Source organism: Pseudoalteromonas sp. S3178, assembly GCF_005886985.1.
GTDB lineage: Bacteria > Pseudomonadota > Gammaproteobacteria > Enterobacterales > Alteromonadaceae > Pseudoalteromonas > Pseudoalteromonas carrageenovora.
This window is the reverse complement of record NZ_PNCW01000048.1, coordinates 18,898-32,935: the sequence shown is the minus strand read 5'-3', so window position 1 is coordinate 32,935 and position 14,038 is coordinate 18,898. Positions and strand designations below refer to the sequence as shown.

The 14,038-nt window shown below is 40.3% G+C and carries 13 protein-coding genes and 1 pseudogene; 9 read left to right on the top strand and 5 right to left on the bottom strand.

What is annotated here, in order from left to right; translation table 11 throughout:
- Positions 1 to 23: 23 nt before the first annotated feature.
- The 4 genes and pseudogenes from CWC11_RS13915 to CWC11_RS13895 all read right to left on the bottom strand — a co-directional run bounded on the left by CWC11_RS13915 (position 24) and on the right by CWC11_RS13895 (position 1,867).
- Positions 24 to 769: pseudogene (locus tag CWC11_RS13915) on the bottom strand (DAPG hydrolase family protein).
- A 302-nt stretch (positions 770 to 1,071) separates the two neighbouring features.
- Positions 1,072 to 1,290, bottom strand: coding sequence for a DUF6500 family protein (locus tag CWC11_RS13905; protein WP_138683177.1), 219 nt, complete (start codon positions 1,288 to 1,290; stop codon positions 1,072 to 1,074).
- A 10-nt stretch (positions 1,291 to 1,300) separates the two neighbouring features.
- Positions 1,301 to 1,558: a hypothetical protein gene (locus CWC11_RS13900; RefSeq protein ID WP_138683176.1), complete on the bottom strand. Its 258-nt coding sequence runs from the start codon at positions 1,556 to 1,558 to the stop codon at positions 1,301 to 1,303.
- Positions 1,559 to 1,615: 57 nt separating this feature from the next.
- Complete coding sequence (locus CWC11_RS13895; protein ID WP_138683175.1) at positions 1,616 to 1,867, bottom strand: hypothetical protein; 252 nt, start codon at positions 1,865 to 1,867, stop codon at positions 1,616 to 1,618.
- A 292-nt stretch (positions 1,868 to 2,159) separates the two neighbouring features.
- Between CWC11_RS13895 and CWC11_RS13890 the strand changes: the two genes are divergently transcribed.
- Complete coding sequence (locus CWC11_RS13890; protein WP_138683174.1) at positions 2,160 to 2,585, top strand: hemerythrin domain-containing protein; 426 nt, start codon at positions 2,160 to 2,162, stop codon at positions 2,583 to 2,585.
- A 90-nt stretch (positions 2,586 to 2,675) separates the two neighbouring features.
- Here CWC11_RS13890 and CWC11_RS13885 read toward each other — a convergent pair whose 3' ends face one another.
- Positions 2,676 to 3,089: a hypothetical protein gene (locus CWC11_RS13885; protein WP_138683173.1), complete on the bottom strand. Its 414-nt coding sequence runs from the start codon at positions 3,087 to 3,089 to the stop codon at positions 2,676 to 2,678.
- A 347-nt stretch (positions 3,090 to 3,436) separates the two neighbouring features.
- Here CWC11_RS13885 and CWC11_RS13880 point away from each other — a divergent pair, with 347 nt between their 5' ends.
- From CWC11_RS13880 to CWC11_RS13845, 8 genes are read left to right on the top strand one after another with little or no spacing between them, the layout of a single operon-like run.
- Complete coding sequence (locus tag CWC11_RS13880) at positions 3,437 to 5,797, top strand: TonB-dependent receptor (RefSeq protein WP_138683172.1); 2,361 nt, start codon at positions 3,437 to 3,439, stop codon at positions 5,795 to 5,797.
- Between the two features lie 19 nt (positions 5,798 to 5,816).
- Positions 5,817 to 7,970 carry a dihydrolipoyl dehydrogenase family protein gene (locus tag CWC11_RS13875; RefSeq protein WP_138683171.1) on the top strand — a complete coding sequence of 718 codons (2,154 nt, stop codon included), beginning with the start codon at positions 5,817 to 5,819 and terminating at the stop codon, positions 7,968 to 7,970.
- Position 7,971: 1 nt separating this feature from the next.
- Positions 7,972 to 8,778, top strand: a complete 807-nt coding sequence (locus CWC11_RS13870) for a DUF547 domain-containing protein (RefSeq protein ID WP_138683170.1) — start codon at positions 7,972 to 7,974, stop codon at positions 8,776 to 8,778.
- Positions 8,765 to 10,042, top strand: a complete 1,278-nt coding sequence (locus CWC11_RS13865; protein WP_138683169.1) for an ABC transporter substrate-binding protein — start codon at positions 8,765 to 8,767, stop codon at positions 10,040 to 10,042. The genes CWC11_RS13870 and CWC11_RS13865 overlap by 14 nt, the downstream gene beginning before the upstream one ends.
- Positions 10,039 to 11,793, top strand: coding sequence for an ABC transporter permease (locus CWC11_RS13860; protein WP_138683168.1), 1,755 nt, complete (start codon positions 10,039 to 10,041; stop codon positions 11,791 to 11,793). Before CWC11_RS13865 ends, CWC11_RS13860 begins: the two co-directional genes overlap by 4 nt.
- Before the next feature lie 22 nt (positions 11,794 to 11,815).
- On the top strand, positions 11,816 to 12,454 hold the full coding sequence (locus CWC11_RS13855; protein WP_138683167.1) for an ATP-binding cassette domain-containing protein: 639 nt from the start codon (positions 11,816 to 11,818) through the stop codon (positions 12,452 to 12,454).
- A 30-nt stretch (positions 12,455 to 12,484) separates the two neighbouring features.
- The gene (locus tag CWC11_RS13850) at positions 12,485 to 13,129 is read left to right on the top strand and encodes a CDP-alcohol phosphatidyltransferase family protein (RefSeq protein WP_138683166.1); all 645 of its coding nucleotides are present in this window, start codon (positions 12,485 to 12,487) and stop codon (positions 13,127 to 13,129) included.
- Positions 13,122 to 13,913, top strand: a complete 792-nt coding sequence (locus CWC11_RS13845; protein WP_138683165.1) for a sterol desaturase family protein — start codon at positions 13,122 to 13,124, stop codon at positions 13,911 to 13,913. Before CWC11_RS13850 ends, CWC11_RS13845 begins: the two co-directional genes overlap by 8 nt.
- Positions 13,914 to 14,038 lie beyond the last annotated feature (125 nt).

The following is a 14,038-nucleotide window of genomic DNA, read 5'->3' as shown; positions in this document are numbered from 1 at the left end:
TAGCAAACTGTGGGAAGTCCAGTTTATTGTTTATTGTCGTGATAGTCGTTATATAACTCAGGAAGAAAACTAGATAAATGGTTCATTTCCATAGCGCAATGAACATATAACTCTTTACCCATTTCGATAGACACGCTATTTTTAGCGAAAAATTTAGCCCCTGCAATTTGATTTACAGCTCCATTGGCGTCGAGCCCTCTAATTTCGGGTTTTCCGAGCCAAAAACGACTGCGCATTTCACAACCATCTTCAGTTTCTCTGATCAAATGGATTAACTTTGCAAAATTTAATGGAAACTTTTGCAGCCCAATAGAGCCACAAATAGCAGTTCCAATATTTGCATTTTTAAACTGGCTGGTATCAAAAAAAGTAGCAGGCTCTGAAAAGGTAATAAGTATATCTTGTAATTTACTACCTATGTATTCGGTTACATAATTAGGGTTATTAAGATACTTTTCACGATCTGATAAATTAGGATCGTCACTTATCATTTTTTCTGCTTTGTTAGCTACATGACAGCGCGGATGCCATAGCTTGTAACGTTGGCTTTCTAGATAGTGCCAGCCAAACCACCAGTCAATCATTTTCCGGTTACTTTAGGCATTTTAGTTAATACGCTTACAAAAACTTGTCCATTGTTCAAACGTGTAAAGCCGTTTTCTAACGGTAAATAGCCCGGCTTAAGAAGTGTGTTAGCGTCTGTAACAGGAAAACCTAGTTCACCGGCTTCTGGGCCGTGTTCAATAGCGTGTAGAGTATGTTTTTGCATGGGAGACATTTGAGGGTTCCAATATTTAGCATACTTTTTATTATCAAGATCCCCTTCTTGCATACCTAAGTATTTTTCTCGGCTCATAATTGATCTCACTGTAGCAAAAAACATAAGTGCATTATAAATAACAAATAGCGTAACTCATTGCCATTTATAAATATTATTAAAAAGGTTTTATTGTAATGAGTAACTCGCTGAGCTTTATATTAAATGAGCTTTAATAAGCAACAGGTATGCTCATCAGCATAAAGTCGCTAAATAATTAAAGCTATATAACTGATTGGGGGCGCTTGTACTGATTATTTTTCATCAATAATCAGCTGTTTTATTTTGTGGGCTTTTTCAAAGTGATCTAATTTATGGGTGTGTATCCACCAAGTTGCGGCTTGCATGAGTAGCTCTGGGTTGTCGTTTTTATTTGCAAAAAAAGCGTAAAAAGAAAGCCCTACATTTCCGCCTTTGGCTGCTATTTTTTTATCGCATACGGTAATTATTTTTGCTCTTAACACTTTATTCATTGCTTTACCTTTAGTTAAAAAGCCTATTTAAAAAATGAGCCAGCGTTTGCAAAATACTTCTATCTAACACGCCATGATTCTCAAGCTCTTTATTCGGCGCATTTACTTTTGCAGCTTTGCATTCATTATTAAATGATTCATTTTTATGTGTTTGTGTTTCGTAAGCAATATCAGCTTGCTCCATACACTTTGCAGAGCCCGCATAAGGCTTTGCTGCACAGCCAGCTAAAAATATACACAGTGAGATCGCAATTAAAAACGCTTTCATAATCAATCCTATTTTAAGCACCCTTTTGCCTTAGATTATAGCTACAAAGTTACTTATTTAATCGGCTATCAAAATAAGTAGCTCGATAAAAAACAAACCTACTTCATCAAAAAAAGCATCCTCTTTAGCATCTTTTTTTAATTGAGTACTTATACATTCATTGTAAACCTCTGAGCTTGTTTGAGTGCCATTTAGCTCAGTCATTTCAGCTTCTTCCCTGCATAAACTACTTCCATAATGCGGCGCTGTACTACATGCACTTAATAATGCGCAAAGTAGTAACGTGATTATTGGGCTTTTTGTGTTCATCCTTAAGCTGTGTCCCTTACACTAAAGCGTCAATAGGGTAATGTTTTTAAATTGTACCTAAATAATATTATTACTTTATCACTGCAATAAAAAACACCACCAGTAAATATTTGTAAGGTTCTGTAGGGCTGAAGCCTGAAAATATTGCATAAGCGTGCTTGTAAAACTTACAAGCCGCATACTCCCACGAGCAAACAAAAAACATAAGTCGATTAAATTCAATAAGTTAATAAGTGGCATTTAGCTTGCTTCAACATATGTAAGCAATTAAAGAGCAAGTAAAGGATTAGTTATGAATATATTTGAAGCGCTACGTCACGATCACGATAAACAACGTAAATTGGTAGATGCACTTATTCAAACGCACGGCGATACAACTGAGCGCCACAAGCTAATGGACGAGCTTAAAACAGAGTTGGAAGATCACGCAAAATTTGAAGAGCGTTATTTTTATAACCCACTTATGTTTGATGATCTAACGCACGAAAAAGCACGCCACAGCGTTGCAGAGCACCATGAAATTGATGAATTAATTGAACAACTTGAAGATACCGAAATGAGCTCGTCTGCTTGGTTAGTTGCGGCTAAAAAACTGCACCATTTAGTACATCACCATTTAAGCGAAGAAGAACATGAAGTATTTCAATTAGCGGGTAAGGCTTTGACTGAAGGGCAAAAAGAGAGCCTTGCTGAGCAGTACAACGATGCTATGCATTAGTTGTTAATAACCGACTTCCATACACTCCCTTGTGTACTTATTGGTTATAAGCCTTATGGCTTATAACCATTTTTTTGCTTTAAATAAATATTATTTAACAGTAAATTTTACGTCTTGGTCACGTAATAGATAAAGCGCAAAACATGCTGCCCACATTGGCCACGCAGTAAAAAATAATAAGTTATTAAATCCATCAATGTACTGATTGTAAGATGAAAGCGTTGATAGGCCGTGCATTACAAAAATAATACCGTAAGTAATACGTTTTTTAATACCTGCTAAAAAAGCTAAAACAAGTACTAGCTGCACCGCGCCAATAATGTAAGCCACAATATCTGTAGAGCCACTAATCCCATAAAAATGCTCAAAAATACGTGCGCTATGTCCAGGGTTAACAAACTTATCGAATGTCCACATAACCATTACAATAAACACACCTACACGCAGAGATAAAAGTGACCACTGCAAACGATTTTGCACATCAGAACTGATTGAACCTGTCATAAAAATTCCCTAAAAAAATATTAATAAACGTTAAGGTAAGCTAGACCGTATAAGTTAATTTTTATTTCAAAAAACAGTAATTATTTTTATTAACGGTACGTTTGAGCATTTATTTATAAATGTTAGGCCATATCGTACATGCTTTATAGAAGTATACTATGCTTAAAAAAATGATAAAAAGCAGCCATTTACAGAAACAATAAATTAAAGGTACTTAAGTACTACTTTTAAATAATTGTTTGGGCTTATGTTCTAAAAAACAAAAAGAAGCGCAATTTTATTGAAAGTTATTTTTATAGCCTTCGGTCTTTATCGCCAACAACATTTTAACCGTAGAGAGAAAACGTTTGAAACACGCATATTTAGCACTATCCCTAGCCACTATATTAAATACACCATTAATAGCATTTGCAGCTGAAGAATCAAAAGCAACAACTAAAAGCGCAATTGAACACATTGAAGTGGCTGGCCAAGTTCTTAAATCTCAAGGTTTATCTGTAAAAGATGCCACTGTAGACGGCCCTTTCGGGGATAATTTGGCATTGCAAGATATTGCACGCTCAGTAACGCCTATTTCAAGCGAGTTAATAGAACAACTCAACATCACTACCCTACAAGACGTACTTGCAGTTAGCCCAAACACATACTCTGCAAGTGGCTTTGGTGCGCCCAGTTTACCTACTATTCGTGGCCAACTGGGTGAGCTTTTTCAAGATGGTACACGTCGTCAAGCGGGTAATAATGGCTTTGGTGTGCCGTTATCGTTCAACTCTATAGAACAAATAGATGTAGTAAAAGGTGCACCACCTGTTTTATTTGGTTCAAGCCAACGTAACGGTGGTTTTGTAAATTTACACTCAAAGACTGCTTCTACAGATGAAAGTAAAGGTAAAGTTAAGCTCTCAGCGGGGCGATGGGATCAATACAGTGCACAAGTGGATTACACAGCCCCAATTATAAAAGATAAAGTTGGCCTTAGAGTAAGTTACGAGCACCTTGATGAAGGCAGTTACTACGATTACTCAGGCACTAAAAGCGACAGCTTATTTGCTGCCCTTAGAATTTTGCCAGACGACAAAAGCAGTTGGGATATTAACTTTGAGCTATACCAAGTTGAATTTACCGATAACGCCGGTATTAACCGCCCTACCCAAGCCTTAATTGATGATGGCCTTTATATTACCGGCCAAGGCGTGCAAGAAAATGGCAGTACCGTACCAGCAGCGGGTTCTATTGTATCGCCTACTGGGCAAGTAAAAATAGATCGCAGCACCGTACTTACCGACCCTGATAACCAAAACGAAGCAACCACTTATTTAATTCACAGCATTTATAAGCGCGAGCTAAGTGCTAATGCCTCACTTAAAAACATTACGTATTTTCAACATTTACAGCGTGAAGAAATAGCACAAAACAGCTTTGTAGAAATTATAGACGGCGCAGATACCGCCCAAAACCGAACGGAGCTTACCTACCGTTGGAATAGCGACCAGCAAACAATTTTTGCTTTTGACGTACGCTACAATAAAGTACTTGGCTACAGCCAATTTACTACCGAGGCCGATTTACCAATTGATTTAACTGGCCCACTTTCAAACCGCCGCATTCCTTTAACCGATGCACAAAAAGCACGTTTAGTAGAGCTAAGCCCAGGTGTATTTGTATCGCCTGGTGGCCAATACGATTTAGATAACGATGGCAGCGGCGACTTTAACCTATCAGATACCACCGACTCACGCTCATGGCAAACAGGGTTTGCTATTCAGCAAGACTCAGATTGGGGCGATAAACTTCATACTAGTGTGGGTTACCGCGTTGACTTTTACGATGTAGAAGCAAACGACCCTATTGCACCACAAGGTCAAGTTGCCGCAAGCGACAGCATTAACGAAATACTGCATTCTGGCCAAGTTAGCTTTAATTACAAATTAAATGCCGACTACACCACCTATGGTGCAGCAAGTTATAACGAAGCAACATCAAACAGTATGGCTGGCGGTACATCACTTGGCGGCGATAACACGATTAGCGCACAAAACTTTGCAACCGAAAACACGTTAATCGAGTTTGGCTTAAAGTACGCCCCAACCGACAGCGACTGGTACGCTGATGGCGCTGTATTTAGCCAGCGCCGTAGTTTACGTAATCGCGATGGCAGCAATACAGGTATTCGTACCACAGGTTTTGAAAGCCAAGTATTTTACGATGCTTACCCTTATTGGCTAAGTGCTGGCTACAGCTATATTGATGCTCGCTACGACAACTCTGCAAGCAGCCAAGATTCTGCTCAAGTAATCGATGCGTTTGATAATTCGCGCCCAGATATTATTGCTGGTACGGGCGTTGGCGCGCCAAGTTTTACCGCGTTTGCACCTTCAAACACCCGTGTACAAGGCATTCCTGAGCAGTCGTTCAGTTTTAATGGAAATTATTCAATTAATTCGAAATGGCAAACGGGTTTTTCAGGTCTATATACAAAGAGTTACCCATTAGACTTTTTAGCAACAGTTAAAATTCGTGATCAATACACGCTAAACGTTAATACTAGCTACGCTTTTACGCCTAGTACTAAGTTGCGATTAGATGTAAACAACGTCACAAATCAAAAAAACTGGCGCCCAGTATTTGAAGGTGGTTACTTTGGCGCAACATTGGCATTTCCTGAATTGCCAATAAACGCAAAATTAACACTAACCCATAATTTTTAAGAGCGGTTTGAGAGAGAACATGATTAAAAAACTATTTTTGGTATTGATTGCAGCAGCGGCTATAGGCTTGTTCTTTCACTTTAATTTACACCAGTTACTTACGCTTGAAGGCTTAAAAGGATCGATGGATCAATTTAGCCAATATAAAGAGCAATCACCATTGTTGGTTTTTGGTGGCTTCTTTTTACTGTACGTAGTAGTAACGGCTCTTTCGTTACCGGGCGCGGCAATATTAACACTGGCCGCAGGTGCTTTATTTGGCTTAGTTGAAGGCTTACTTGTAGCCTCTTTTGCCTCTACTGTGGGTGCTACGCTTGCTTTTTTAGTATCGCGTTACTTACTGCGCGATACAATTAAACAGCGCTTTCCTGAGCGTTTAGACGCTATTGACGCAGGCGTTGAAAAAGAAGGTGGCTTTTACTTATTTACGCTTAGATTAGTACCAGTATTTCCATTTTTTTTAATTAACTTATTAATGGGTGTTACCGCAATTAAAGCATGGACCTTTTACTGGGTAAGCCAAGTAGGCATGCTGGCGGGTACATTTGTATTTGTAAACGCGGGTACGCAACTGGCTCAAATTGAAAGCTTATCAGGCATCTTATCGCTCGATCTTATTTTATCGTTCGCTTTATTGGGTGTGTTCCCATTCATTGCTAAAGGAACTTTAAACATGTTTAAAAAACGTCGCGTATACAAAAATTACACTAAACCTAAAAAGTTCGACCGCAACATGATTGTTATTGGCGCAGGTGCTGGCGGCTTAGTAACAAGCTACATTGCAGCGGCAGTTAAAGCCAAAGTAACCCTAATTGAAGCCGGTGAAATGGGCGGCGATTGTTTAAACTATGGGTGTGTGCCAAGTAAAGCAGTTATCAAAAGCGCTAAAATTGCCGAGCAAATTCGCCACGGTGAACACTACGGCCTTGAAAACGCGACACCGCAGTTTTCGTTTAAAAAAGTAATGGCACGAGTACACCAAGTAATTGCCGACGTAGCCCCGCACGACAGCGTTGAGCGCTACACAAACCTAGGCGTAGATGTTGTCAAAGGCTACGGTAAATTATTAGACCCGTGGACTGTAGAAATTAAGCTTAACGATGGCGGCACACAAACATTAACCGCCCGTACTATTGTTATTGCCACTGGCGCACGCCCATTTGTACCGCCATTACCTGGTATTGAAGAAACAGGCTATGTAACAAGCGATACATTATGGACTAAATTTGCTGAGCTTGAAGAAGCCCCTAAAAAGCTTGTTGTACTTGGCGGTGGTCCAATTGGTAGTGAACTTGCACAAAGCTTTGCACGCTTAGGCTCAAATGTTACGCAAATTGAAATGGCTGAACGCATTATGATCAAAGAAGACCTAGAAGTGTCTACCTTTGCTCACGAAGCGCTTACTGAGAGCGGCGTAAACATTTTAACCTCGCATCAAGCACTGCGCTGTGAAGAGCGCGATGGCAAAAAGTTCATTGTGGTAAAACATAATGATACCGAAATCGATATTGAATACGATGAGCTACTATGTGCTGTGGGCCGAAGCGCTCGCCTTAAAGGTTACGGCCTTGAAGAACTCGGCATAGAAACAAACCGTACTGTAGTAACTAACGAATACCTTGAAACGCTTTACCCTAACATTTTTGCCGCGGGCGATATTGTAGGTCCGTATCAGTTTACGCACGTAGCCGCTCATCAGGGCTGGTACGCAGCAGTAAATGGCTTATTTGGTAATCTTAAAAAGTTTAAAGTAGATTACCGTGTAATCCCGTGGACTACATTTATTGACCCAGAAGTAGCACGTGTTGGCTTAAACGAGCAAGACGCTATTGATAAAGGCATAGACTATGAAATCACTCGCTTTGAATTTGAAGAGCTAGACCGCGCCATTACCGACAGCGCCACCAAAGGCTTTATTAAAGTAATTACACCAAAAGGCAAAGACAAAATACTCGGTGTTACTGTGGTATCTGAGCACGCTGGCGATTTAATAGCTGAGTTTGTACTGGCAATGAAACACGGTTTAGGCCTTAACAAAATACTAGGCACTATTCACAGCTACCCTACTTGGGCTGAAGGTAACAAGTACGCAGCAGGCGAGTGGAAACGCGCTCATGCACCTGAGAAAGTACTTAACATGCTTGAAAAATACCACACATGGCGCAGAGGCTAATATGTTTAAAACACCTTTAAAAGCGCTATTGTTAGGGTCTGCTTTGCTTGCAACATCGTTTGCAAGCAACGCTCAAAACATGCATGACAGCTGGAATACATTATTAAACAACCATGTTGTAGCTATTAATCATAGCCACAGCACAGAGGTTGATTACGCAGCAATAAAAGCTAAGCACAGCGAGCTTAAAACCTATTTAGATTCGCTATCGGCTGTTACGCAAAATGAGTTTGATACATGGGAAAAACCTAAGCAGCTGGCGTTTTTAATTAACGCATATAACGCCTTTACTGTTGAGCTTATATTAACAAAATACCCAGATCTTAAGTCAATTAAAGATTTAGGCAGTTTTTTTAGCTCACCATGGAGCAAAGAATTTGTGCCATTACTTGGTAAAACTCGCAGTCTTGATAATATAGAGCATGGTTTAATACGTGGCAGTGGTAAATACAACGACCCACGAATTCACTTTGCTGTAAATTGCGCAAGTATTGGCTGCCCAGCACTACGTGAAGAAGCCTACACAGCCACTGATTTAGAAAGCCAATTGCAAGAGCAAACGGTGCGTTTTTTATCAGACATGACCCGTAATATAGCGCAAGATAACACGCTAAGTGTGTCTTCAATATTTAAGTGGTACGCCGATGATTTTGAACAAGGCTTTAAAGGTGCAAATACGCTGCAGCAGTTTTTTATGCAATACCCTAAAGCACTAAAACTGATACCCGCTCAGCAAAAAGCGCTTAAAAATAACGACATGAAAGTTAAGTTTTTAGACTACAACTGGGATTTAAATGCTCGCCAATAAATTTTGGCAAACATTATCGCGATACAGCTTTTGCTGTGTCGCGTTTTGCATTTGCCTTGTTATTAGCTTTAAAAGCCTAGCAAGTACACAATTACAAAGCCGTTGGCAGCAAGTTGAAAGCTTAGGCAAAGACCAAAGCGTATATTTTTATGCGTGGGGCGGCGATGCGCAAATAAATGCGTATATTCAATGGGCTGCACAGCAAGTAAAAGCCAAATACAACATTAACTTAGTACATGTAAAGCTAAGTGATACCAGCGAAGCAGTAAGCCGGGTACTAGCCGAAAAATCAGCAAACAATAACGACAAAGGCAGCGTAGATTTAATTTGGATAAATGGTGCTAACTTTGCCACCATGAGCGAGCACTCATTATTACTTAAACAATGGGCTAATAAGCTGCCTAATTTTAGCTACACCGACCCTAGTAATAACCCCGCTGTTAATTTTGATTTTGGAATACCCACTAATGGAATGGAAGCACCTTGGGGCCAAGCATCGCTCACCTTTTATTACGACAGTTTAGCAATTGACGGCACTGCAAATAACACACTACCCACAACCCTAAACCAATTACTTAGCTGGAGCGCACAAAACCCGGGGCGCTTTAGTTACCCAAAGCCACCTGACTTTTTAGGAATGAGCTTTTTAAAATACGCGCTTGTTATGCTACATCAACAAAGTGATGAAACACTTAAAGCAGAGTTAAATCAGCCTGCTACAGCACAAAACACAGCTCAAGTATTAAACCCATTATGGGATTTTTTAAATAAACTGCACCCAACACTTTGGCGCGATGGCAGCCATTTTATGCAAAGTGGTGCACAAATGCGCCGCTTAGTAGACGACACAGAGCTAAGCATAGCGTTTACGTTTTCAGCGCCCGAAGTACCCGCCGCCGTTAAACGTTATGATTTACCAAAAAGTATTCGCAGTTATGCAATGCAAGATGGCAGTTTAAGTAACACCCACTTTGTAGCCATACCTTATAACGCAAGCCACCAGCAAAGTGCGCAGTTAGTGGCTAATTTTTTATTAAGCCCAGAGGCGCAAGCTCAAAAACAAAAAGCGCCTATATGGGGCGATAAAAGCGTACTTATTCAGTTAACACTAACACCACAGCAACAAGCCTTATTTAAAACAACGCAACCACATCCAAGCGCACTGCCTTTAAATAGTATTAAACGCACGCTAAGTGAGCCACACCCAAGCTGGGTAAACGCTATTATGCAAGGTTGGCAAACACGTTTTGGAGTAAGCCAATGAGTGTTGTTTCAAATAAGTTAGCAGCGAGCCCAACGCTTAAACCACATAAAAGCGCCGATATGTTTAGTAAATTAGTTAAATTAAGTCCACGCTTTTTACTCGCATTGCTAATTTTGCCGGTAATAGGCGGCCTAATTAGCGTGCTATTACCCGCTTTTGGCTATGCACCAGTACTTGAGCATACAACACTTGGCCTACATGGCTTTACTATGCTTATGCAAACACCCGGCCTAACACAAATGGTTATGCTAAGTGTTGGCACCGGATTAATAAGTACCTTATTTGCCTTTATAATTACGTTAATGATTTTAGCGGCATTTTTTAATAGCCCTTGGCTTAACCGTATTCAACGTTTACTGAGTCCAATACTTGTAATACCCCACGCAGCAGCGGCTATTGCGGTTGGTTTTTTAATTGCTCCTTCGGGTATGATCTCGCGTTTAGTATCGCCTTGGTTTAGTGGGTGGGAACTTGCGCCTAACGGCATGTTTCCGCATGACTCGTTTGGTATTAGTATAATTTTAGGCTTAACGCTTAAAGAGCTGCCTTTTTTACTGTTAATGGCGCTAGGTGTGCTTGCCCAACCTGAGCTTGGCAAAAAGCTGCGCCAACAACATAAAGTAGCGCTTAATTTAGGCTACTGCCCTATGACTGCTTTTTTTAAAGTGATACTGCCAAGCCTTTACCCATTACTGCGCCTACCCATTTTAGCCGTATTGGCTTATGCCAGCGCAAGTGTAGAAATGCCACTTATTCTGGGGCCAAATACACCACCTACCTTAGCTGTCGCTATTATGCACTGGTTTAACGATGTAGATTTAAACCTGCGTATTAAAGCCTCTGCAGGGGCATTATTGCAGCTTGTACTTACTGGTGGTTTACTAGCTCTTTGGCTTGGCGGCGAAAAAACCATAAAAGCATTATTTAGTGATTTACTCACCAATGGCGAGCGAGAATATGGCGGTGTTTATTGGCAAAAAATAACGACCGTATTAACAGTATTTGTAATTGGCTTTATTTTGCTTTCATTAATTGGCTTAATTATGTGGTCGGTTGCCGGATTTTGGCGTTTTCCGGCGGCACTGCCCGATCAGCTCACGCTACTTCACTTTAAAAGTGCGCTAATGCAAATGCAAAGCCCTCTTTTTAATACCCTTGCTATAGGGCTAGTTACTACTTTATTTGCCATTATAATTACGCTTTTGTGCTTAGAGTCAGAGCAGTTAAGTGCAAAACCCATGTCGCGCTTTACCAGCTTAATTATTTATTTACCGCTGCTTGTACCAAGTATTGCGTTTTTATTTGGCCTAGTGTGGCTGCAACAACTAGTAAATAATCAGGCCGCGTTTTTTAATGTGGTATTTACCCATTTATTGTTTGTACTACCGTATGTGTTTTTATCACTTGCGAGCAGCTATAGGCGATTAGACCCTCGCTTTGCTCATGTAGCAGCAAGCCTTGGCGCAACACCCTGCAAAGTGTTTTTACACGTAAAATTACCCCAGTTATTTGCCCCTATTTTAATTGCGGCCGCACTTGGTTTGGCTATTAGTTTTGGCCAATATTTACCTACACTTTTAGCCGGTGGCGGGCGAATAGCAACCATAACAACCGAAGCGGTTACCCTTGCTAATGGCGCAAGTAGGCGCACCAGTGCTGTGTATGCCATTATGCAAATGGCATTGCCACTAATTGGCTTTATACTCGCGTGGGTTTTACCTAAGTACTTTTTTAAAAGCGCGCATCGCTAACCCATAAATTAAAAGGTTTTTAATGCAGTCATCTTTAGAGATTAAAAATTGTGAGCTTTATCGTCAACACGAGCAATTACTAAGCTTAAACGAGCAGGTAAAAGGCGGCGAAATACTTACTATTATGGGGCCATCAGGCAGTGGTAAATCAAGTTTATTAAATTGGCTTACCGGCACATTACCCAACGGCTTTAACGCAAGTGGCGAAGTGTGGCTTAACGGTGAAAATATTAATAACTTGCCTGCTCATTTACGCCACATAGGTGTGCTTTATCAAGATGCGTTATTATTTTCGCATTTATCGGTAAGCGGTAACATTGCTTTTGCTATGCCTAAAGGCAATAAAAAACAGCGCCTTGAAAAAATAGAGCACGCGCTTGAACAAGTGGGATTAAAAGGCATGGCTGATCGCCACCCCGACAATCTCTCTGGTGGGCAACAAGCACGCGTTGCTTTACTGCGTATGCTATTAAGCGAGCCAAAAGCTATTTTACTTGATGAGCCATTTAGCAAGCTCGATACCCAATTAAGAGTAGATACCCGCGAGCTGGTATTTAGCCAAATACGTGAGCATAAACTGCCCGCTATTATGGTAACCCACGATCATAGCGATGCAGAGGCCGCAAACGGCAAACTGATCACCTTAAATTTAGCCAAATAAATAAACACACAAAAAGTACAAGGCACAAGCATGTTAGACAAATACATCACCCCGGTAATAAAGCCACTGTTAACTCCGGTTGTAGCGTTAATGCACAAGCGCGGTATAACGCCCGATCAACTCACTGTGGTCGGTTTTTTAATAGGGCTATTAGCTGTGCCATTAATTGCGTTTGAAATGTGGTACGCAGCGTTAACGGCTATTGTATTAAATCGTATTTTAGATGGGCTAGATGGCGCATTGGCACGCCATGCAAATTTAAGTTCAAGCGCTGGCGGGTTTTTAGATATTACCCTCGACTTTTTATTTTACGCGGCAATTCCGCTTGGCTTTATTTTGGCAAACCCCGAGCAAAACGCCATTGCAGGTAGCATATTACTGGCCACTTTTATAGGCACAGGCTCAAGCTTTTTAGCCTTTGCCATAGCCGCCGAAAAATTTAAGCTCGAAAAACCTCAGTTTAAATACAAAAGTTTTTACTATTTAAATGGCTTAACCGAAGGCACAGAAACCATAGCGCTGTTTATTGCCTTTTGTATTTGGCCGCAGCACTTTGCCATAATGGCGAGTATTTTTGCCACTGCGTGCGCTATTACTATTTTTACACGTATACATGGTGGTTATAACACGTTAAAACTCCAAGAAGCTGATGAGGTTACACAAGCCAATGAGTAATGAAATTTGGTGGCGTTTAGGGTTCTTTTTTAGCATTTTGGTTATTATGATGCTGCTAGAATCACGAATGCCCGCACGTAAATCGCCTATAAAAAGTAACACCCGATGGTTTGCTAATTTTGGACTCGTGTTTGCTTCATCACTAATTGCCCGCTTAAGTGTACCCATAGGCTTAACCGCCGTAGCGCTTTATAACCAAGAGCACGGCATTGGTTTATTTAATCAAATAGCCACACCAAGTATTGTTGCTATTATTCTAAGTATGCTACTGCTTGATATACTTATTTATTGGCAGCATAGGTTATTTCATAACGTGCCTATTTTATGGCGCTTACACCGCGTACACCACGCCGATGCGCATGTAGATACCAGCACAGGTTTGCGTTTTCATCCTATCGAAATTGTACTAAGCATACTTATAAAATTGATTGCCGTTACCGCTTTAGGTGTACCCGCTATTGCAGTATTAATATTTGAAATAGCACTTAATGGTTTAGCATTATTTAATCATGCAAATATACGCTTGCCACAAGCAATCGAAAAACCACTTCGATTAATTTTAATGACTCAAATACTGCATCGTATTCACCATAGTCAACGCGTGAGCGAAACCAATTCAAACTATGGATTTAGCGTTATATGGTGGGACAAACTGTTTGGTAGCTACAAAAATGAAGCACAAAAAGCCGATAACGACATAGATATAGGCTTAAAAGAATACCCAAGCCAAAAGCAAAATGCCTCACTTTGGGGTTTACTAATAATGCCCTTTAAAAATAAGTAGCTTTCACTTAAATAATATCAACTTGCTTACATTAAATTAGAGTAAGTTGATGTTTGCAGTGCATTTAATCTTATAAATGTACCCAATTAAACACCACTTTATCACGTCATTTTATATCTTGGATT